The sequence below is a fragment of the Streptomyces sindenensis genome (assembly GCF_014649035.1).
GTDB lineage: Bacteria > Actinomycetota > Actinomycetes > Streptomycetales > Streptomycetaceae > Streptomyces > Streptomyces sindenensis.
Genome location: NZ_BMSG01000034.1, coordinates 22940 through 40393, shown reverse-complemented (window position 1 = coordinate 40393; position 17454 = coordinate 22940). Strand labels below are relative to the sequence as shown.

The 17454-nt window shown below is 70.8% G+C and carries 17 protein-coding genes and 3 tRNA genes; 9 read left to right on the top strand and 11 right to left on the bottom strand.

Annotation, left to right across the window (positions count from 1 at the left end; genetic code table 11):
- The first annotated feature begins 59 nt into the window (after positions 1–59).
- Positions 60–134 (top strand) — tRNA-Asp (locus IE145_RS27910).
- Between the two features lie 153 nt (positions 135–287).
- Entirely contained in the window at positions 288–602 is a 315-nt protein-coding gene (locus tag IE145_RS27905; protein ID WP_189528213.1) for a DUF6274 family protein, read from the top strand.
- 583 nt (positions 603–1185) lie between these two features.
- Here IE145_RS27905 and bldC read toward each other — a convergent pair.
- The gene (gene bldC, locus IE145_RS27900; RefSeq protein WP_003949541.1) at positions 1186–1392 is read right to left on the bottom strand and encodes a developmental transcriptional regulator BldC; all 207 of its coding nucleotides are present in this window, start codon (positions 1390–1392) and stop codon (positions 1186–1188) included.
- Positions 1393–2048: 656 nt separating this feature from the next.
- Positions 2049–2894: a DUF8083 family protein gene (locus IE145_RS27895; RefSeq protein ID WP_189528212.1), complete on the bottom strand. Its 846-nt coding sequence runs from the start codon at positions 2892–2894 to the stop codon at positions 2049–2051.
- A 176-nt stretch (positions 2895–3070) separates the two neighbouring features.
- Here IE145_RS27895 and IE145_RS27890 point away from each other — a divergent pair, with 176 nt between their 5' ends.
- A complete protein-coding gene (locus IE145_RS27890) occupies positions 3071–4153 on the top strand; it encodes a Leu/Phe/Val dehydrogenase (protein WP_150195951.1) in 1083 nt (360 codons plus the stop codon).
- 282 nt (positions 4154–4435) lie between these two features.
- Positions 4436–4693, top strand: coding sequence for a DUF3073 domain-containing protein (locus IE145_RS27885; protein WP_006125824.1), 258 nt, complete (start codon positions 4436–4438; stop codon positions 4691–4693).
- 138 nt (positions 4694–4831) lie between these two features.
- Here IE145_RS27885 and purM read toward each other — a convergent pair whose 3' ends face one another.
- The 9 genes from purM to purS form a co-directional block, all read right to left on the bottom strand.
- Positions 4832–5905 carry a phosphoribosylformylglycinamidine cyclo-ligase gene (gene purM, locus IE145_RS27880; protein ID WP_189528211.1) on the bottom strand — a complete coding sequence of 358 codons (1074 nt, stop codon included), beginning with the start codon at positions 5903–5905 and terminating at the stop codon, positions 4832–4834.
- 60 nt (positions 5906–5965) lie between these two features.
- Positions 5966–7492 carry an amidophosphoribosyltransferase gene (purF, locus tag IE145_RS27875; RefSeq protein ID WP_032781432.1) on the bottom strand — a complete coding sequence of 509 codons (1527 nt, stop codon included), beginning with the start codon at positions 7490–7492 and terminating at the stop codon, positions 5966–5968.
- Between the two features lie 331 nt (positions 7493–7823).
- Entirely contained in the window at positions 7824–8663 is an 840-nt protein-coding gene (locus IE145_RS27870) for an META domain-containing protein (RefSeq protein WP_229825893.1), read from the bottom strand.
- Positions 8664–8784: 121 nt separating this feature from the next.
- A complete protein-coding gene (locus IE145_RS27865; protein WP_189528209.1) occupies positions 8785–9582 on the bottom strand; it encodes a maleylpyruvate isomerase family mycothiol-dependent enzyme in 798 nt (265 codons plus the stop codon).
- A gap of 9 nt (positions 9583–9591) precedes the next feature.
- On the bottom strand, positions 9592–10479 hold the full coding sequence (locus tag IE145_RS27860) for a M23 family metallopeptidase (RefSeq protein ID WP_189528208.1): 888 nt from the start codon (positions 10477–10479) through the stop codon (positions 9592–9594).
- Positions 10480–10507: 28 nt separating this feature from the next.
- Positions 10508–11014, bottom strand: a complete 507-nt coding sequence (locus tag IE145_RS27855) for an ArsR/SmtB family transcription factor (RefSeq protein WP_189528207.1) — start codon at positions 11012–11014, stop codon at positions 10508–10510.
- Positions 11015–11128: 114 nt separating this feature from the next.
- Positions 11129–13378, bottom strand: a complete 2250-nt coding sequence (gene purL / locus IE145_RS27850) for a phosphoribosylformylglycinamidine synthase subunit PurL (protein WP_189528206.1) — start codon at positions 13376–13378, stop codon at positions 11129–11131.
- Positions 13375–14055 carry a phosphoribosylformylglycinamidine synthase subunit PurQ gene (purQ, locus tag IE145_RS27845; protein ID WP_189528205.1) on the bottom strand — a complete coding sequence of 227 codons (681 nt, stop codon included), beginning with the start codon at positions 14053–14055 and terminating at the stop codon, positions 13375–13377. Before purQ ends, purL begins: the two co-directional genes overlap by 4 nt.
- Entirely contained in the window at positions 14052–14303 is a 252-nt protein-coding gene (purS, locus tag IE145_RS27840; protein WP_010056446.1) for a phosphoribosylformylglycinamidine synthase subunit PurS, read from the bottom strand. Before purS ends, purQ begins: the two co-directional genes overlap by 4 nt.
- 419 nt (positions 14304–14722) lie before the next feature.
- Here purS and IE145_RS27835 point away from each other — a divergent pair, with 419 nt between their 5' ends.
- The 5 genes from IE145_RS27835 (at position 14723) to IE145_RS27815 (ending at position 17453) form a co-directional block, all read left to right on the top strand.
- Complete coding sequence (locus tag IE145_RS27835) at positions 14723–15058, top strand: histone-like nucleoid-structuring protein Lsr2 (protein WP_069740118.1); 336 nt, start codon at positions 14723–14725, stop codon at positions 15056–15058.
- Between the two features lie 216 nt (positions 15059–15274).
- Positions 15275–15346, top strand: a tRNA-Gly gene (locus IE145_RS27830).
- 78 nt (positions 15347–15424) lie between these two features.
- A tRNA-Gly gene (locus IE145_RS27825) sits at positions 15425–15497 on the top strand.
- Between the two features lie 130 nt (positions 15498–15627).
- Positions 15628–16635 carry an ABC transporter ATP-binding protein gene (locus IE145_RS27820; RefSeq protein WP_189528204.1) on the top strand — a complete coding sequence of 336 codons (1008 nt, stop codon included), beginning with the start codon at positions 15628–15630 and terminating at the stop codon, positions 16633–16635.
- Positions 16632–17453 carry an ABC transporter permease gene (locus IE145_RS27815; RefSeq protein WP_189528203.1) on the top strand — a complete coding sequence of 274 codons (822 nt, stop codon included), beginning with the start codon at positions 16632–16634 and terminating at the stop codon, positions 17451–17453. Before IE145_RS27820 ends, IE145_RS27815 begins: the two co-directional genes overlap by 4 nt.
- The last annotated feature ends 1 nt before the right edge of the window (position 17454 follow it).

Below are 17454 nucleotides of genomic sequence, written 5' to 3'. Positions count from 1 at the left end.
CTCCCAACTCCTGTACAGTCTGGTTTCGCAGCAAGCCGCAAGGCAAGCGGCTAAAACCTGGTCCTGTGGAGCAGTTTGGAGTGCTCGCCACCCTGTCAAGGTGGAGGCCGCGGGTTCAAATCCCGTCAGGACCGCAGTAGAGAAAGCCCGGATCATTTCGATCCGGGCTTTCTCGCGTCTTGACGGCTCCGTCCGCCGCGGGTACCCCGGAGGAGCAGAGGCCGTATCCGTATCCCCGGCGCTTCTCGCGGGCGGGGGACGGCCGTGACCACCGGGAGGTGGCTCGCATGTCCGCGTCCGCAGCACGACACGAGACCCGCGCGCTGCTGCGCGCCCATCTGGCGGCCGCTGCCGCCTACGGCCATCTCACCCGGCACTGCGCGGTCTGCCATCGCCTCCTGCGGCTCGCCATGGAGCCCGGGGCCGCCTCGGAGCCCGAGGGAGCGGCCGAGGCCGCCCCGGCCCCCGCCGGCGCCCCCGCCGCTCCGGAGAACGCTTCCGGGCGGCCGGTCGGGAACACCCGCCGGACGGTCGAGAACACCGGGCGGCCGGTCGGGAACGAGGACGAAAGACCCCCGGCGACACGACCATCGGCCGGGTGACTCCGCGTCCGCGCAGTGGCAGGCTCGTAGTTGGCAAGCATCAGGCGATGTGACGGTAGTCACCGAAAGAGTTTTCAGACCGGGGGATCTTACGCCTCCCCTACAACTGGTGAATTTAATATGTGCAATTGCACGGGGTTCGTGGAGTTGCGGAGACCGTTCCGTCCGGGGCTGTCCCACCGCGTCCGGGACGCTCACCCACACTCCCGCACAGACCCGCTCACAGACTCACGAACGCCCCCGCCGACCCCCTGAAGCCGACCGACCGCCCGGTTCTGGCTCCGGGCCGGTCCGGGCGCGGGAGCGGCCGGGAGAGCGCTGCCCAGGGGCCGTCCGGGCGTCCGGGAGGCCGGCCGGAGAGGGCGCGTCCGGGCACAAAAAAGATCGCGCTGGACCCGGCGGAGTCCAGCGCGATCGATACGACGAAACCCGTGGGGCACAGGTATGACGCCCGTTGGGGCAGGCGTCCGTCGAGTGGAGCTATGGGCGGGTGGCTGAGGTTGGGGGACCTGGCAGCTGCCCGGATGTTGTGCTGTGCTGCGGTACTGCTGTGCTGCTGTTATCGCTGGTCGGCAGGGGTGTGTCAGGCCTCGCTGCGCTGCTGCGGAATACCCGCGAGCAGTGCGCGGACCTCTGCCTCGCGGTACCGGCGATGTCCACCGAGCGTGCGGATGGACGTGAGCTTGCCAGCCTTGGCCCAACGGGTGACCGTCTTCGGGTCCACGCGGAACATCGTGGCAACCTCAGCCGGGGTCAGCAGCGGCTCGGCATCAGGGGTGCGAGCGGTCATGAGCGGCCTCCTCGGGAGAACCGAACCTTCTCGGTTCTTTCCTCTAAATTCTGCACCTTGACCCGCGTTGCCCGAAATGGCGGACGCGGGCCGAGTCGGTTATAGGACGAACGGCTTGTCCTCGGCACTACAACTACACCATCCGTCCAGCCACGTCGGCCAAACCGATGGAATTGCCCTCCCAGGTGTTCATCAGCGACGGAAGCCGATGGACCATGCCATAGCGGACAGTCACGCCCCGGTGACGATCAGTCACAGAGCGATCAGGAGTCGTCAGACCCCCCATAGAGTGCAATGTCGAGCATTCTGCCCTTACTTGGACAGAAGGAGCCCTCCCCGGACTCCTTGTCCTATTTTGGCATGAGGGTTAGGGATAGGCGCAAGGGCCCCGTTAGTGCTGTCCATCACGCTTGAGGCAAAGGCCCGGTTCGGGACGTAGGTCCCGAGCTCCGCGACGCACACCTCTGCCTCACCCGTCCCATGAGACCTCACGTGTCACACGGAACACCGGTTCACAGAACACCGGTTCACGGATCGTCCGTCGCTTCACGGTCCGTCCGTGCCGCCTCCTCCCTCCTCTTCGCGTCCCGGCCCTTCGTCCTGGATGAAGGATGCCCCGGTTCCGTCGCGTTGATGCCGCTGTGGGCCTTTTCACGTCAATTGGTGAACTGGCGGTCCCGGACCGCCCGCCAGCGCTCCGCGAGCCGCGCGTACGCCTCACCCGCGCCCTCGCTGTCGCCGTCCCGCAGCGCGGCGAGCCCCTCGGCCACGTCCGCCGCCGACCGGTCCCCGGCCAGCCGGTCCGCCGGCAGCGCGTGGACGAGGCCCCCGTAGTCCAGCTCGACCAGCGAGCGCGGATGGAACTCCTCCAGCCACCGCCCCACATCCACCAGGCCCTCGGTCAGCGGCCCCTCGGGAACGCTCTCCCGCAGCGTCCGCAGCGCCCGCGCCAGCCGGCGCCTGGCCTCGACCATCCGGGTCCGGTACCGCAGGACGGGCCCCGCCCCCGCACCGTCGGCCGCCGTGTACTCCCGCTCCTCGTCGTGGAAGAGGACGAACCAGCGCACCGGGACCTGCCACACCGTGGTCCGGATCCACGGCCGCGCGTCCGGGTGGAGCCGCCGCCAGCGCTCGTGGTCCGCCGCCGCCTGGCCGCGCACCACCGCGGGCAGCACGGCGTCGAGCACGTTGGCCGGAAACATGCCCCCCAGCTCCTCCAGGGCCAGCCAGCCCCGCAGCCGGGTCCGCCACGGGCAGACGCACACCACCCCGTCCAGCTCCGTCACGAACGCGTCGCCGCTCTCGTGCACGGGCACCGCGACCGGCGGCGTCGACACCAGGTCGGCCAGCGAGCGGCGCAGTTCGTCCTGGGCCGTGGGGAGTTCCTCGCGCTGGGCGTAGCGCGCCCAGTGGCTGCGCTCGGGCTCGGCGAAGGCGGCGAGCGGCTCGTAGATCCGGAGGTAGGACGTGTAAGGGACGCGCACCGAAGACACCACCGACATGGAGCGCATCGTGCCACGGCTGCGCAGCCCCTGGAGGGTGATCCTTCGCGCGGGGGCAGATACGCGGCGCCGGAGGACTTACGCTCTTGCCCATCGGACCGGCCGTGCCGGTCGGTCCGGGGCCCTCCCCACCCCCAGGAGGGCCTCCGCCGCTTCGTTATTTGGGAGTCACCACAGTGACCGATGTGACCGACGGCGTCCTGCACACCCTGTTCCACTCGGATCAGGGGGGCCACGAGCAAGTCGTGATCTGCCAGGACCGTGCCAGCGGCCTCAAGGCCGTCATCGCCCTCCACTCCACCGCCCTGGGCCCGGCCCTCGGCGGTACCCGCTTCTACCCGTACGCCTCCGAGGCGGACGCCGTCGCCGACGCGCTGAACCTGTCGCGCGGGATGTCGTACAAGAACGCCCTGGCCGGTCTCGACCACGGCGGCGGCAAGGCCGTCATCATCGGCGACCCGGAGAAGATCAAGAGCGAGGAACTGCTCCTCGCCTACGGCCGGTTCGTCGCCTCGCTCGGCGGCCGCTACGTCACCGCCTGCGACGTCGGCACCTATGTCGCGGACATGGACGTCGTCGCCCGGGAGTGCCGCTGGACCACCGGCCGCTCCCCCGAGAACGGCGGCGCGGGCGACTCCTCGGTGCTCACCGCGTTCGGCGTCTTCCAGGGCATGCGGGCCTCGGCCCAGCACCTGTGGGGCGACCCGACGCTGCGCGGCCGCAAGGTCGGCGTCGCCGGCGTCGGCAAGGTCGGCCGCCACCTCGTCGAGCACCTGCTCTCCGACGGGGCCGAGGTCGTGATCACCGATGTCCGCGAGGAGTCGCTGCGCGCGATCACCGACCTGCACCCCGAGGTGACCGTGGCGGCGGACACCGACGCCCTGATCCGTACCGAGGGCCTGGACGTCTACGCGCCGTGCGCGCTCGGCGGCGCGCTGAACGACGACACCGTCCCCGTGCTCACCGCGAAGGTGGTGTGCGGCGCGGCCAACAACCAGCTGGCGCACCCGGGCGTGGAGAAGGACCTGGCCGACCGGTCGGTTCTCTACGCGCCGGACTACGTGGTCAACGCCGGTGGCGTGATCCAGGTGGCCGACGAGCTGCACGGGTTCGACTTCGACCGGTGCAAGGCGAAGGCGACGAAGATCTTCGACACCACGCTGGAAATATTCGCACGTGCGAAGGCGGACGGCATTCCGCCGGCCGCGGCGGCCGACCGGCTCGCCGAGCAGCGGATGGCGGAGGCGCGCTCGCGCTGACCCGGTGGCCGCCCACGACCCGTCGGCCGGCGAGACAAGACTCACGCCGGTCGGCGGGTCGTACCTCCACAAGAGGTTAAAATCGCAGTTGACCAGCGAGGACGGGGCTCCTCACTGGCCCTGTGCCGGGGACCGGGATGCGGGCGGCGTACCGTATGGCCACGGAAGCAGGTACCGTTAAAGCCCTACGGGCGCGGTCTCTCTGCCGAGAGTCCGTCCTGAAACATGAACGCGTGTCAAGACTCTGGGGCCGTCGAGCCCCGTCACCGAGGGGGTCGAGCCATGGGGCGCGGCCGGGCAAAGGCCAAGCAGACCAAGGTCGCCCGCCAGCTGAAGTACAGCAGCGGCGGGACGGACCTGTCGCGTCTGGCCAATGAGCTGGGCGCATCGCCTTCGAGTCAGCCACCGAACGCTGAGCCGTTCGAGGACGACGACGAGGAAGATGACCCGTACGCACAGTACGCGGATCGCTACAACCAGGACGATGACGACGATCAGGACGACCAGTCCGGTCCGTCGTCACAGCGCCGCGGAGCTTGACCTCGCGCTGACACTTCGACCCGGTCCGGGCTTGCCCCGGGCCGGGTTCTGTGTGTCCCGGTCCGGGCTGCCCGCGGGGCGCGCCGGTTCCCGTTCCGTGAGCGGTGGTGCGCCGGGCGCACCACCGCACGACGGTGACTAGCGTGCGTAGGCCCCGGTCAGTTCGGCGCCCGTCGCGTGGTCGCCGCGGTCGGTGATCTCACCGGCGACCCAGGAGTCGACCCCGCGGTCGGCCAGCGTCGTCAGGGCCGCGTCCACCGAGTCGGCCGGAACGATCGCGATCATGCCGACGCCCATGTTGAGCGTCTTCTCCAGCTCCAGCTGCTCGACCTGACCCGCCTTGCCGACCAGGTCGAAGACCGCGCCGGGCGTCCACGTGGAGCGGTCCACGGTGGCGTGCAGCCCGTCCGGGATGACCCGGGCCAGGTTGTTGGCCAGGCCGCCGCCGGTGACGTGGCTGAAGCCGTGCACCTCGGTGGTACGGGTGAGGGCCAGGCAGTCCAGGGAGTAGATCCGGGTGGGCTCCAGGAGCTCCTCGCCCAGCGTGCGGCCGAACTCCTCGACCTCGCGGTCCAGCGTCCAGCCGGCCCGGTCGAAGACCACGTGGCGGACGAGCGAGTACCCGTTGGAGTGAAGACCGGAGGACGCCATGGCGATGACGGCGTCACCCTTGCGGATGCGGTCCGGGCCGAGCAGGCGATCGGCCTCGACCACGCCCGTACCGGCTCCGGCGACGTCGAAGTCGTCCGGGCCCAGCAGACCCGGGTGCTCGGCCGTCTCGCCGCCGACCAGGGCGCAGCCCGCGAGGACGCAGCCCTCGGCGATGCCCTTCACGATGGCCGCGACACGCTCGGGGTGCACCTTGCCGACGCAGATGTAGTCGGTCATGAACAGCGGCTCGGCGCCACAGACGACGAGGTCGTCCACGACCATGCCGACGAGGTCGTGGCCGATGGTGTCGTACACGCCCATCTGGCGGGCCAGGTCCACCTTGGTGCCCACGCCGTCGGTGGCGGAGGCCAGCAGCGGGCGCTCGTAGCGCTTCAGCGCCGAGGCGTCGAAGAGGCCGGCGAACCCGCCGAGTCCGCCGAGACCTGCGACCTCGGGGCGCTGGGTCTTCTTCACCCACTCCTTCATCAGCTCGACGGCGCGGTCACCGGCTTCGATGTCGACGCCGGCCGCCGCGTAGGAAGCACCTGTTGTCTCAGACATGGCCTGGGATCTTTCGTGTGGAGATACGGGGCTGGTGGGAGGGGCCGCGGTGCGTCCGGGTCACGGACGGCGCAGCGCGTCGGCCGCGGCGGTCGCCGCGGGGCCCGCCGCCAGCTCGGTCTCCAGCAGCTGCTTGCCGAGCAGCTCCGGGTCCGGGAGGTCCATGGGGTACTCACCGTCGAAGCAGGCGCGGCAGAGGTTCGGCTTGTCGATCGTCGTCGCCTCGATCATCGAGTCGATCGAGATGTACGCGAGCGAGTCGGCGCCCATGGAGGTGCAGATCTCGTCGACGGTCATGCCGTTGGCGATCAGCTCGGCGCGGGTGGCGAAGTCGATCCCGAAGAAGCAGGGCCACTTCACCGGCGGCGAGGAGATCCGGATGTGGATCTCGGCGGCACCGGCCTCGCGGAGCATCCGGACCAGCGCGCGCTGGGTGTTGCCGCGGACGATCGAGTCGTCGACGACCACCAGGCGCTTGCCCTTGATGACTTCCTTGAGCGGGTTCAGCTTGAGCCGGATGCCGAGCTGGCGGATGGTCTGCGAGGGCTGGATGAAGGTCCGGCCGACGTAGGCGTTCTTGACCAGTCCGGCGCCGAACGGGATACCGCTGGCTTCCGCGTACCCGATCGCGGCGGGGGTGCCGGATTCCGGGGTCGCTATGACGAGATCCGCCTCGACGGGAGCCTCGGCGGCCAGTTTGCGGCCCATCTCCACCCGGGAGAGGTAGACGTTCCGCCCGGCGATGTCGGTGTCGGGGCGGGCCAGGTAGACGTACTCGAAGACACAGCCCTTGGGCTTCGCTTCTGCGAATCGAGAGGTGCGGAGGCCGTTCTCGTCGATGGCGACGAGCTCGCCCGGCTCGATCTCGCGTACGTAGCTGGCACCGCAGATGTCGAGCGCGGCGGACTCGGAGGCGACGACCCAGCCGCGCTCCAGACGGCCCAGGACCAGCGGGCGGATGCCCTGCGGGTCACGGGCGGCGTAGAGCGTGTGCTCGTCCATGAAGACGAGCGAGAACGCGCCCTTGACGTCGGGGAGCACCTTGGCGGCGGCTTCCTCGATGGTCAGCGGCTTGTCGTTCTCGTCGCGCTGTCCGGCGAGCAGCGCGGTCACCAGGTCGGTGTCGTTGGTCGCGGCGACCTGGGTCGCCCGGCCGTCCTTGCGCGGGAGGTCGGCGACCATCTCCGCGAGCTGGGCGGTGTTGACCAGGTTCCCGTTGTGACCGAGGGCGATCGAGCCGTGCGCGGTGGCACGGAACGTCGGCTGCGCGTTCTCCCACACCGAGGCACCGGTGGTGGAGTAGCGGGCATGACCGACCGCGATATGGCCCTGGAGGGAACCCAGAGACGTTTCGTCGAAGACCTGCGAGACCAGTCCCATGTCCTTGAAGACCAGGATCTGGGACCCGTTGCTCACTGCGATGCCCGCGGATTCCTGTCCGCGGTGCTGCAGGGCATACAGTCCGAAATAGGTGAGCTTGGCGACCTCTTCACCCGGAGCCCAGACACCGAAGACGCCGCAAGCGTCCTGGGGGCCTTTCTCTCCGGGGAGCAGGTCGTGGTTGAGTCGTCCATCACCACGGGGCACGGCACCGAGTGTAGGCGAGATCGACCACTGGTCCGAATTGGGGACCGGGGGGCAAACGCGCGGTGGAGCACGGGGAACGGGCCCGCCCGCCGCCCGGCGCGGGCGATTCGCGGGACTTCGGTCCGTGACCCTGTGTGACCGACGCTCGGAGGGCGCGGAGCGCCCGGGGCCGACGCGGCGCTCACTTCCGGGCCGAGCGGCTGGTTACCGACGGGTAGCCACGATGGGCGGCGGGCGGGCGGCCGTGGCGCTCGGTGAGCCCGGCCGATCTTCGCCCGGACTGCTGGCCGAACGCTCGTTTCGTGGTGAGCCTCACACCGAGGAGCCCGGTTCAGCCGTGCTGGGAGCTGTTTTCGGCCCCGGCGGGAGCGGCTGTGGCCCCGATCCCCTTGCCGTCGTCGGCGGCCAGGGTGAGGGTGCTGCCCTTGATCGTGTACGTCTTCGTGCCCTTGAGGGCGGCGAGCACGGCGCGCTCGGTCTCCATCTGGGCCTCCGGGCACATCTTGCGGGTGCTGACCGTGGGCCCGAAGACGATCGTGGAGCCCTTGACCGTGGCCTTGCCGCTGAAGGAGTTGCAGCCGGCGTTGCCGCGTACGGTGCCGTCGTCGGCGAAGGTCAGGTGCGGCGTGCGCTCCTTCGGCAGATCCGCCGGCACGGTGGTGGCGGTCTCCCCGTCGAGCAGCGTGTTCACCGTCCACTCGGTGCCCACCAGGCCGGCCGGCTTCTCCTCGCTGAGCGCCATGGTGTCCCCGCTTTCCGTGGTCAGGGTCAACCGGTCGCCGGAGAGCTCGGCGGTGTGCTCGCCGCCCATCGCGTCGATGGCGGCCTTCTCGAACCTCTCGGTCTTCACGTCGCACGCCATCTGGGTGGTGACGGGCTTGCCCAGGGTGATCCGGTCGCCCTTCACCTGCGCGTCCACACTGATGTGATTGCAGCCGAAGTTCGCCGTCGCCCGCCCCTTCGGGTCGATCTCCAGGCGGGCGCCCTCCGGGGCCTCGGTCTTCTTCCCGCCGACGGTCACCGAGTCGACGCTCCACGCCACGCCGGTGACGGGGACATCGCTCCGCACGGTGTCGCTGCCGTCGCCGGATCCCTTGCCGGAGCCGGAACCCGACTCCGTACCGCAGGCGGCGAGGGCGAGGAGGGCCAGGACACTGACGCTGAGGGTCATCCGTTGTGTGTGCATGGCGATGGGACGGTACGAGCGTCCGATCCGGTTCCGCCCGCTCCGCTCCGGGCTGCGGAACCGGGTCGCCGCGTCGCGAGAGGCCCTGGCCGCCGGACGGGCCGGCTCAGCGCAGCAGCGGGAGCAGCGCGGCCAGATCGGCCCGCTCCCCACTGGCGCTGACCTCGGCGTCCTCCAGGGCCCGCGCCCACTCCGTACGCCCGGTGGCGAGCCGGATCCAGGTCAGCGGGGAGGTCTCCACGACGTTGGGCGGGGTGCCCCGGGTGTGCTTGGGCCCGCCGATGCACTGGACCACCGCGAACGGCGGGACGCGCACCTCGACCGAGCCGCCCGGCGCCCGGTCCGCGAGGGTGTCCGCCAGCAGCCGGGTGCAGGCGGCCAGCGCCTGCCGGTCGTACGGGACCTCCAGCCCGAGCGCCTCGTTGAGGTCGTCCGTGTGGACGACCAGTTCGACGGCCCGGGTGACGAGGTAGTCGGTCAGCCGCATGGAGCCGACCCGGGTGGGCAGCAGCCGGTCCCCGGTGCCGGTGGCGGGGACGTCGGCGAGGAAGGCCGCCTCGACCTCCCCGTACAGCGCGAGGAGGTCGGGCCGGTCGGCCGCCGGGGCCGGGGCGCCGGGGTCCCGGACGACCGCGGCGACGGCGGGCGGCCACTCCAGGAGGGTGGTCGCGGGCCGGGGCCCGGGCGGCTCCGGCAGGGCCAGGTCCCGGCTGACCGAGCCGAGCCCCTGCGCGATGTGCGCGACCAGATCACGCACCGCCCAGTCGCCGAGCCGGGTCGGCCGGTCGAGCTGATCCGGCGTCAACGCGGCGACCGCGTCGCGCACATGGGCGTACTGGGCGAGGACCGCCGTCCGGATCCTGGCGTGGTCGTAGGCGCGCGGGCGCTTCTTGGCCGGGGGCATGGGCCGAGACTAACCGGCACCGCCGACATCGCCCGGCCGGGCCTTGGCGATCCGCGCCCCGGCTGCGTCGACCGTGAACGTCTCGCCGTTCGCCGGAACCCCGACGCCCCGCCAGGTGAACGGGACGCCCCGGGCGTCGTCGAGGTCCGGGCTGTCCATGAGGTGGACGTGGAGATGCGGTTCGGAGCTGTTGCCGGAGTTCCCCACGCTGCCGATCGGCTGCCCGGCCCGGACCGTGTCCCCGGCCTTCACCCGGAGCGAGCCGCGCCGGACGTGCGCGTAGACGGCGTACGTGCCGTCGCCGAGGTCGAGGACGACGTGGTTGCCGATGACCCGGTGTGCTCCGAGGATCGAGCGGACGCTGCCCTCGACGAACATCAGGTAGACGAGGCCCGGGAGCGAGTTCCGGCTCAGGTGGTCGCGCTGGCCGTCGCTCGCGGTCACGACCGTGGCGTCGGCCATCGCGAGCAGCGGGGCCCCGAAGGCCGGGAAGGCGCTGTTGCGGCGGAAGAGCGGCCAGAGCGGGCGGAACGCGGGCCGGGCCGGGGCCTCGCCCTCCGCCGTCTCCGGGTCGGCCACGATGTCGATCGCGTACGTCTGCCCGTACCCGTGCGTCCCGTGGCTCGGCACTTTGTCCGCAGGGCTGTTCAGGGCGCTCCAGCGGCCGGTGACCGGCGGCTCGACCTCGACCGGGGGCCTCGGCTCGCCCCGGGGCGCGGCGGCCCGGGCCTGGAGGGTGGTCGTGGCCACCATGAGGGCGAGCACGACCATCGCGGGCAGGAAGGTGGTCGCCCAGCCCGGTCCGGGCAGATCCGTGACGAACTCACCGATCATCAGCGCGAGCAGGACCAGCCAGGACAGCCGCATGGCGGCCGGAACGGCTGTGCGGACGGACATGATCGTTTCCCCCTGCTGTCTGCGGTTCTTACGGCCGCGCCGCCGTCAGCACCACCAGCAGCGGTACGACCCGGGCGGGCGGCACTTCGTACCGGCCGCGCCCCGCCGCGTGCAGCCAGCCCGCGCCGGTCAGTTGGCGCAGGTGGTGGTAGATCTGGCCGGTGGTGCCGGCGCCGTCGAGCGCGGCCAGCTCGGCGGCCGTCCTCAGGCCGCCGAGGATCTCGCGGAGCAGGCGCAGCCGGACCGGGTGGCCCAGGGCGGCGAACGACTCGGCGGCGTCCGTCCAGTCCCCGTCGAACAGGGCCTCGGTGAAGGCGCCGTACTGCCATCCGTACTGCTCGCCGGTGGGCAGCCGGACCGAGCCCGTGTAGAGCACTCCCCCGTCGGCCCCGGCCTCCCCGGCCTCGGCGAGCTGCTGTTTCAGCCCTTCCAGCGCCCAGAAGTCGCCGTCGCCCAGGCGGGGGGACTCGGGGTCCCGTCGCTCCAGCGCCGTGAGCCGCCTCTCCAGCTCGGCGACCCGCTGCTCCAGCTCCATGACACCAACCTTACGTAATTACGTAATTCTCATCAAGAGGGTTCGGGGGAAGGCCGAAGCCCCCGCCCGGGCGGCCCGGGCGGGGGCTTCGTGAGACGCCGGTCGGCGCGCGGCTCAGGCGAGCAGCGCGGGGATCGTCGCCTCGTGCGCCGTACGGAGCTCGCTCAGCGGGATGGAGAACTCGCCCTGGAGCTCGATCTCCTCGCCGTCCACGACACCGATGCGGGCGACGGGCAGACCGCGCGCCCCGCACATGTCGGTGAAGCGGAGCTCCTCGCTGCGCGGGACCGCGACGACCGCGCGGCCCGCCGACTCCGAGAAGAGGAACGTGAACGCGTCCAGGCCGTCCGGCACGACCAGCCGGGCGCCCTTCCCGCCGCGCAGGCAGGACTCGGTGACCGCCTGGATCAGGCCGCCGTCGGACAGGTCGTGCGCGGCGTCGACCATGCCGTCGCGCGAGGCCGAGATGAGGATCTCCGCGAGCAGCTTCTCGCGGCCGAGGTCCACCTTGGGCGGCAGGCCGCCGAGGTGGTTGTGGACGACCTCGGACCAGGCCGAACCGCCGAACTCCTCGGCCGTGTCGCCCAGCAGGTAGAGGAGCTGGCCCTCTTCCGCGAAGGCGACGGGCGTACGCCGGTTCACGTCGTCGATCACACCGAGCACGGCCACGACCGGCGTCGGGTGGATCGCCGTCTCACCGGTCTGGTTGTAGAGCGAGACGTTGCCGCCGGTGACCGGGGTGCCCAGCTCCAGGCAGCCGTCCGCGAGACCGCGCGTGGCCTCGGCGAACTGCCACATGACGTCCGGGTCCTCGGGCGAACCGAAGTTCAGGCAGTCCGAGATGGCCAGCGGCTTGGCGCCGGAGGCGGCGACGTTGCGGTACGACTCCGCGAGCGCCAGCTGCGCGCCGGTGTACGGGTCGAGCTTGGCGTACCGGCCGTTGCCGTCGGTCGCCAGCGCCACGCCCAGGTTCGACTCGGCGTCGATGCGGACCATGCCCGCGTCCTCGGGCATCGCGAGGACGGTGTTGCCCTGCACGAAACGGTCGTACTGATCGGTGATCCACGCCTTGGAGGCCTGGTTCGGGGAGGCGACCAGCTTCAGGACCTGCTCGCGCAGCTCGGCCGCGTTCGCCGGGCGGGCGAGCTTGCCCGCGTCGTCCGCCTGGAGCGCGTCCTGCCAGGACGGGCGGGCGAACGGACGCTGGTAGACGGGGCCGTCGTGGGCGACCGAACGCGGCGGCACGTCCACGATCTGCTCGCCGTGCCAGAAGATCTCCAGCTGGGAGCCGTCGGTCACCTCACCGATGACGGTGGCGATGACGTCCCACTTCTCGCAGATCTCCAGGAAGCGGTCCACGTGCTGCGGCTCGACGATCGCGCACATCCGCTCCTGCGACTCGCTCATGAGGATTTCCTCGGGCGAGAGGGAGGAGTCGCGCAGCGGCACGGTGTCCAGCTCGACGCGCATGCCGCCGGAGCCGGCGGAGGCCAGCTCGCTGGTGGCGCAGGAGAGCCCGGCGCCGCCGAGGTCCTGGATGCCCGCGACGAGCTTCTCCTTGAAGATCTCCAGGGTGCACTCGATGAGGAGCTTCTCCTGGAACGGGTCGCCGACCTGGACGGCGGGCCGCTTGGCCGGCCCCGTCGACTCGAAGGTCTCCGAGGCCAGCACGGAGACGCCGCCGATGCCGTCGCCACCGGTGCGGGCGCCGTACAGGATGACCTTGTTGCCGGGCCCGGACGCCTGCGCGAGGTGGATGTCCTCGTGCTTCATGACGCCGATGCAGCCGGCGTTGACCAGCGGGTTGCCCTGGTAGCAGGCGTCGAAGACGACCTCGCCGCCGATGTTGGGCAGGCCCAGGCAGTTGCCGTAGCCGCCGATGCCCGCGACGACGCCCGGCAGGACGCGCTTGGTGTCGGGGTGGTCGGCCGCGCCGAAGCGCAGCGGGTCGACGACGGCGACCGGGCGGGCGCCCATCGCGAGGATGTCGCGGACGATGCCACCGATGCCGGTGGCCGCGCCCTGGTAGGGCTCGATGTACGAGGGGTGGTTGTGCGACTCGACCTTGAAGGTGACCGCGTACCCCTGGCCGACGTCGACGACGCCCGCGTTCTCACCGATGCCGACGAGCATCGCGTCGTTGGCGGGGACCTTCTCGCCGAACTGCTTGAGGTGGACCTTGCTGCTCTTGTACGAGCAGTGCTCGGACCACATCACGGAGTACATGGCGAGCTCGGCGCCGGTGGGGCGGCGGCCCAGGATCTCGCGGATCCGGGCGTACTCGTCCTCCTTGAGGCCGAGCTCCTTCCAGGGCTGCGCGGCGTCCGGGGTCTCGGCCGCGTGCTTGACCGTATCCAGGCTCATGCGTTGACCAGCTTCTTGATGATCGAGGTGAAGAAACCGAGGCCGTCGGTGCCGCCGGTGCCGATCAGCGGCTCCACGGCGTGCTCCGGGTGCGGCATCAGGCCGACGATGTTGCCCGCGGCGTTGGTGATGCCCGCGATGTCACGGAGCGAGCCGTTGGGGTTGCCGTCCAGGTAGCGGAAGGCGACGCGGCCCTCGGCCTCCAGCTCGTCGAGCGTGCGCTCGTCGGCGGTGTACCGGCCGTCCATGTTCTTGAGCGGGACGCTGATCTCCTGGCCGGCGCTGTAGTCCGAGGTCCAGGCGGTCTCCGCGTTCTCCACCCGCAGCTTCTGGTCGCGGCAGATGAAGTGGAGGTGGTTGTTGCGCAGCATCGCGCCGGGCAGCAGATGCGCCTCGGTCAGGATCTGGAAGCCGTTGCAGATGCCGAGGACCGGCATCCCGGCCTTCGCCTGCTCGATGAGGGGTTCCATCACCGGCGAGAAGCGGGAGATGGCACCGGCGCGGAGGTAGTCCCCGTAGGAGAAACCACCGGCCAGGACGACCGCGTCGACCTGGTGCAGGTCCTTGTCGCGGTGCCACAGGGATACGGGCTCGGCGCCCGCGATACGGACGGCGCGCAGGGCGTCCTGATCGTCGAGGGTGCCGGGAAAAGTGACGACGCCGATACGGGTGGTCACTTCTCCTCCTCCACCTTCACGACGAAGTCCTCGATGACGGTGTTGGCGAGGAACGTCTCGGCCATCTCGTTAATACGGGCGAGGGCGGCGTCGTCGACCGGCCCCTCGACCTCCAGCTCGAAACGCTTTCCCTGACGAACGTCCGCGATTCCCTCGAAGCCGAGACGGGGCAGTGCGCGCTGCACCGCCTGTCCCTGCGGGTCGAGGATCTCGGGCTTGAGCATGACGTCGACTACGACGCGTGCCACTGGCACTCCCGGTGTGGTGGTGTGGTGCGGCTGTCTCTCCGGGGGGTTCCCCAGACCCCCGCGGGTCCACTCAGCGTACCTGGCCAAAATTTCTACGCGGGTAGATATCGGACAGGGCGGCTCAGCGAGGGCGCTGTGTAGATCACGTCCGTATATCGGCCACGACACCGCCAGGAAAAGGTCTGGGAAAAACCCGCCCGGATTGCACACGGATTGCACACGGACACGCGCACGTAATTGATGGGGCTTCACAATGCGGCACCCGCCGCTGTACAAATGATTACCGGGGAAAGCACCATTGCCCCGGGGACAACGGAACAGTCGACATCTCGTCGATCCGCTTCCGCCCGCCCGGCAGCCGGAAGGCCGGCATCCGCGCACGCAGAACGCGCCGGTGCCGCAGGAAAGGACCGATATCCGTGGCTCAGCGCGTAGTGGTGACACTCTCCGACGACATCGACGGGGGAGCGGCGGCGGAAACGGTGACCTTCGCCCTGGACGGGAAGACGTACGAGATCGACCTCAATCCCGCCAACGCGAAGAAACTGCGGAAGACGCTCGCGCCCTACGTGGCCGCCGGGCGGAAGCAGACGAACGCCGGCAAGCACGGCAGGACGCCCACGGCCTACCGCCACACCTCCCTCGCCCCGGACCCGGCGGCCGTCCGCGCCTGGGCCCGCTCGCACCGGATGGACGTGCCGGCCCGGGGCCGCATCCCGAAGAAGGTCTACGAGGCGTTCGCCGCGGCGGGGTGATCCCGAAGGGGCGCGGGGCCGCCCGGCGGGCCGGCCCGGCCGTCCGGACGCTCCGTCAGGCGCCCCCGGGCTCCCCGCCGGACGCCCTCCCGGCCGCCCCCGCCGGCCCGCTCCGCGAGCTTGGCGGGGAGCCGACTTGCGCGACACCCCCGCAGGTCGGATAGAGTCTGGAACACGCCGAGGGGCGAGGCCGCAAAGCCGAATCCCACACAGCGTGCGGGTGTAGTTCAGTAGCAGAACAGCCCCCTTCCAGGGGGAAGGCGCAGTGTGCAATTCCTGTCACCCGCTCTGCACGACTCTTCGGACCACTTCGTGGATCAGGTAGAGTGGTGCTCGCTCCACCGGTGAAAGCCGAGTGGTTGCACTGCGGACGTAGCTCAGTTGGTAGAGCGCAACCTTGCCAAGGTTGAGGTCGCCAGTTCGAACCTGGTCGTCCGCTCAGAGGCAAAGGCCCCGATCGTTTTCGATCGGGGCCTTTGGCGTTTCTTCCGTCACCGTATGACGTTTGTCATGTGCGCTGATGACAGCGCGCACTGCTCCCGGGCCCGATCCGACGGAAGCCTGGGGGCATGACCAGCGACGACATTCTCAGCGACCGCGCGAACGGTCCCGTGATCGAGGCGAACGGGGTCCGCCGCCGTTACGCCGACGGCTTCGAGGCCGTGTCCGGGATCTCCTTCTCCGTGGCCCGCGGCGAACTGTTCGCCCTGCTCGGGACGAACGGCGCGGGCAAGACCTCCACCGTGGAACTCCTGGAGGGCCTGGCGGCACCGTCCGACGGCACGGTACGGGTCCTCGGCCACGACCCGTACCGCGAACGCGCCGCCGTCCGCCCCCGTACCGGCGTCATGCTCCAGGAAGGCGGCTTCCCCTCGGACCTCACGGTCCTGGAGACCGCACGCATGTGGTCGGCCTGCACCACCGGCGCCCGCCCCGCCGCCGAGGCCCTGGGGATGGTCGGCCTGACCGCCCGGTCGGGCGTCCGGGTCAAGCAGCTGTCCGGCGGCGAGAAGCGCCGCCTCGACCTGGCGCTCGCCCTGACCTCCCGGCCCGAGGTGCTCTTCCTCGACGAGCCGACGACCGGTCTGGACGCCGAGGGCCGGCAGGAGACCTGGGAGCTCGTACGGGCCCTGCGGGACAACGGCACGACCGTGCTGCTCACCACGCACTACCTGGAGGAGGCCGAGGCGCTCGCCGACCGCCTGGCGATCATGCACCAGGGGAGGATCGTCACGACCGGGACGATCGCCGAGGTGACCGCGCGGCAGCCGGCCCGGATCCGGTTCGTCCTCCCCGACGCGGTCCCCGCGGCCCGGCTCCCGCTCTCGCTGCGGGCGGCGGCCGAGGGGCCCCGGGTCGAGATCCGTACCCCCTCCCTCCAGGAGTCGCTGCACGAACTCCTCGAATGGGCCCGGGAGTCCGGCGTACAGCTGCACGGCCTCGACGCCCGCTCCGCATCGCTGGAAGAGGCGTTCCTCGACATCGCGAAGACCCAGCACGCCCCCCGGGACCAGGACCCCCGCCAGGTCCCGGGCCGCTCCACCCGCTCCGGCTCCACGACGAAGGTGACGGCATGACGACCACCACGACCCCCGTCCGCGACCGGACGCCCGCCGCCTCCCCGACGGGTGCGGCAGCCGTGGCCCGGCGGCTGACCGCTCTCGGCCGCGCCGAGCTGCTCCTCCTGCTGCGCAACCGGACCGCGATCGCCGTGGCCCTGCTGCTGCCGCTGGTGATGATCTTCGCGATCCGGTCCTCGCTCGAACAGGTCGACCTCGGCGGCACCGGGATGACCGTCGCGGGCGCCACCCTGACCGGCGGCATCGGCATGGTGCTCGTCCAGGTCGTCTACATGAACCTCGTCTCCGCCTACGTGGCCCGGCGCGAGGAACTCGTCCTGAAGCGGCTGCGCACCGGCGAGATCTCCGACCGCGAGATCCTCATCGGCACCGCGCTGCCGTCCGTCGCCCTGGCGCTCGCCCAGTGCGTGCTGCTGGTGGCGGCCGGGGCCATCGCCTTCGACCTGAGCGCGCCGCACCGCCCCGACCTGCTGGTGGCCGGGCTGGTGCTGGGCCTCGTCCTGATGTCCGCGCTGGCGGCGGCGACCGCCGTGATCACCCGGACCGTGCAGACCTCGCAGCTCACCACCCTGCCGCTGTACTTCGTCTCGCTCTTCGGCTCCGGACTGTTCGTGCCGCTGGCGGTCTTCCCGGACAAGTTGGCCTCCGTACTGGAGCTGCTGCCGATGACGGGCGTGATGACCCTCGTCCGGCACGGCTGGCTCGGCGGCGTGGAGAGCGGCGATCTGTTCACGGCCGCGGTGACCGCCTTGGCCTGGACCGCTTTCGGCGTGTTTGCTGTGCGACGGTGGTTCCGCTGGGATCCGCGCGGCTGAC

Bases quoted from the DNA above. Each gene is read 5' to 3' on its own strand.
- purM (WP_189528211.1), bottom strand. From the start codon at position 5,905: ATGTCTGAGACAACAGGTGCTTCCTACGCGGCGGCCGGCGTCGACATC.
- purL (WP_189528206.1), bottom strand. From the start codon at position 13,378: ATGAGCCTGGATACGGTCAAGCACGCGGCCGAGACCCCGGACGCCGCG.
- IE145_RS27860 (WP_189528208.1), bottom strand. From the start codon at position 10,479: ATGTCCGTCCGCACAGCCGTTCCGGCCGCCATGCGGCTGTCCTGGCTG.
- IE145_RS27815 (WP_189528203.1), top strand. From the start codon at position 16,632: ATGACGACCACCACGACCCCCGTCCGCGACCGGACGCCCGCCGCCTCC.
- IE145_RS27870 (WP_229825893.1), bottom strand. From the start codon at position 8,663: ATGACCCTCAGCGTCAGTGTCCTGGCCCTCCTCGCCCTCGCCGCCTGC.
- IE145_RS27905 (WP_189528213.1), top strand. From the start codon at position 288: ATGTCCGCGTCCGCAGCACGACACGAGACCCGCGCGCTGCTGCGCGCC.
- bldC (WP_003949541.1), bottom strand. From the start codon at position 1,392: ATGACCGCTCGCACCCCTGATGCCGAGCCGCTGCTGACCCCGGCTGAG.
- IE145_RS27865 (WP_189528209.1), bottom strand. From the start codon at position 9,582: ATGCCCCCGGCCAAGAAGCGCCCGCGCGCCTACGACCACGCCAGGATC.
- IE145_RS27885 (WP_006125824.1), top strand. From the start codon at position 4,436: ATGGGGCGCGGCCGGGCAAAGGCCAAGCAGACCAAGGTCGCCCGCCAG.
- IE145_RS27820 (WP_189528204.1), top strand. From the start codon at position 15,628: ATGACCAGCGACGACATTCTCAGCGACCGCGCGAACGGTCCCGTGATC.
- IE145_RS27855 (WP_189528207.1), bottom strand. From the start codon at position 11,014: ATGGAGCTGGAGCAGCGGGTCGCCGAGCTGGAGAGGCGGCTCACGGCG.
- IE145_RS27895 (WP_189528212.1), bottom strand. From the start codon at position 2,894: ATGTCGGTGGTGTCTTCGGTGCGCGTCCCTTACACGTCCTACCTCCGG.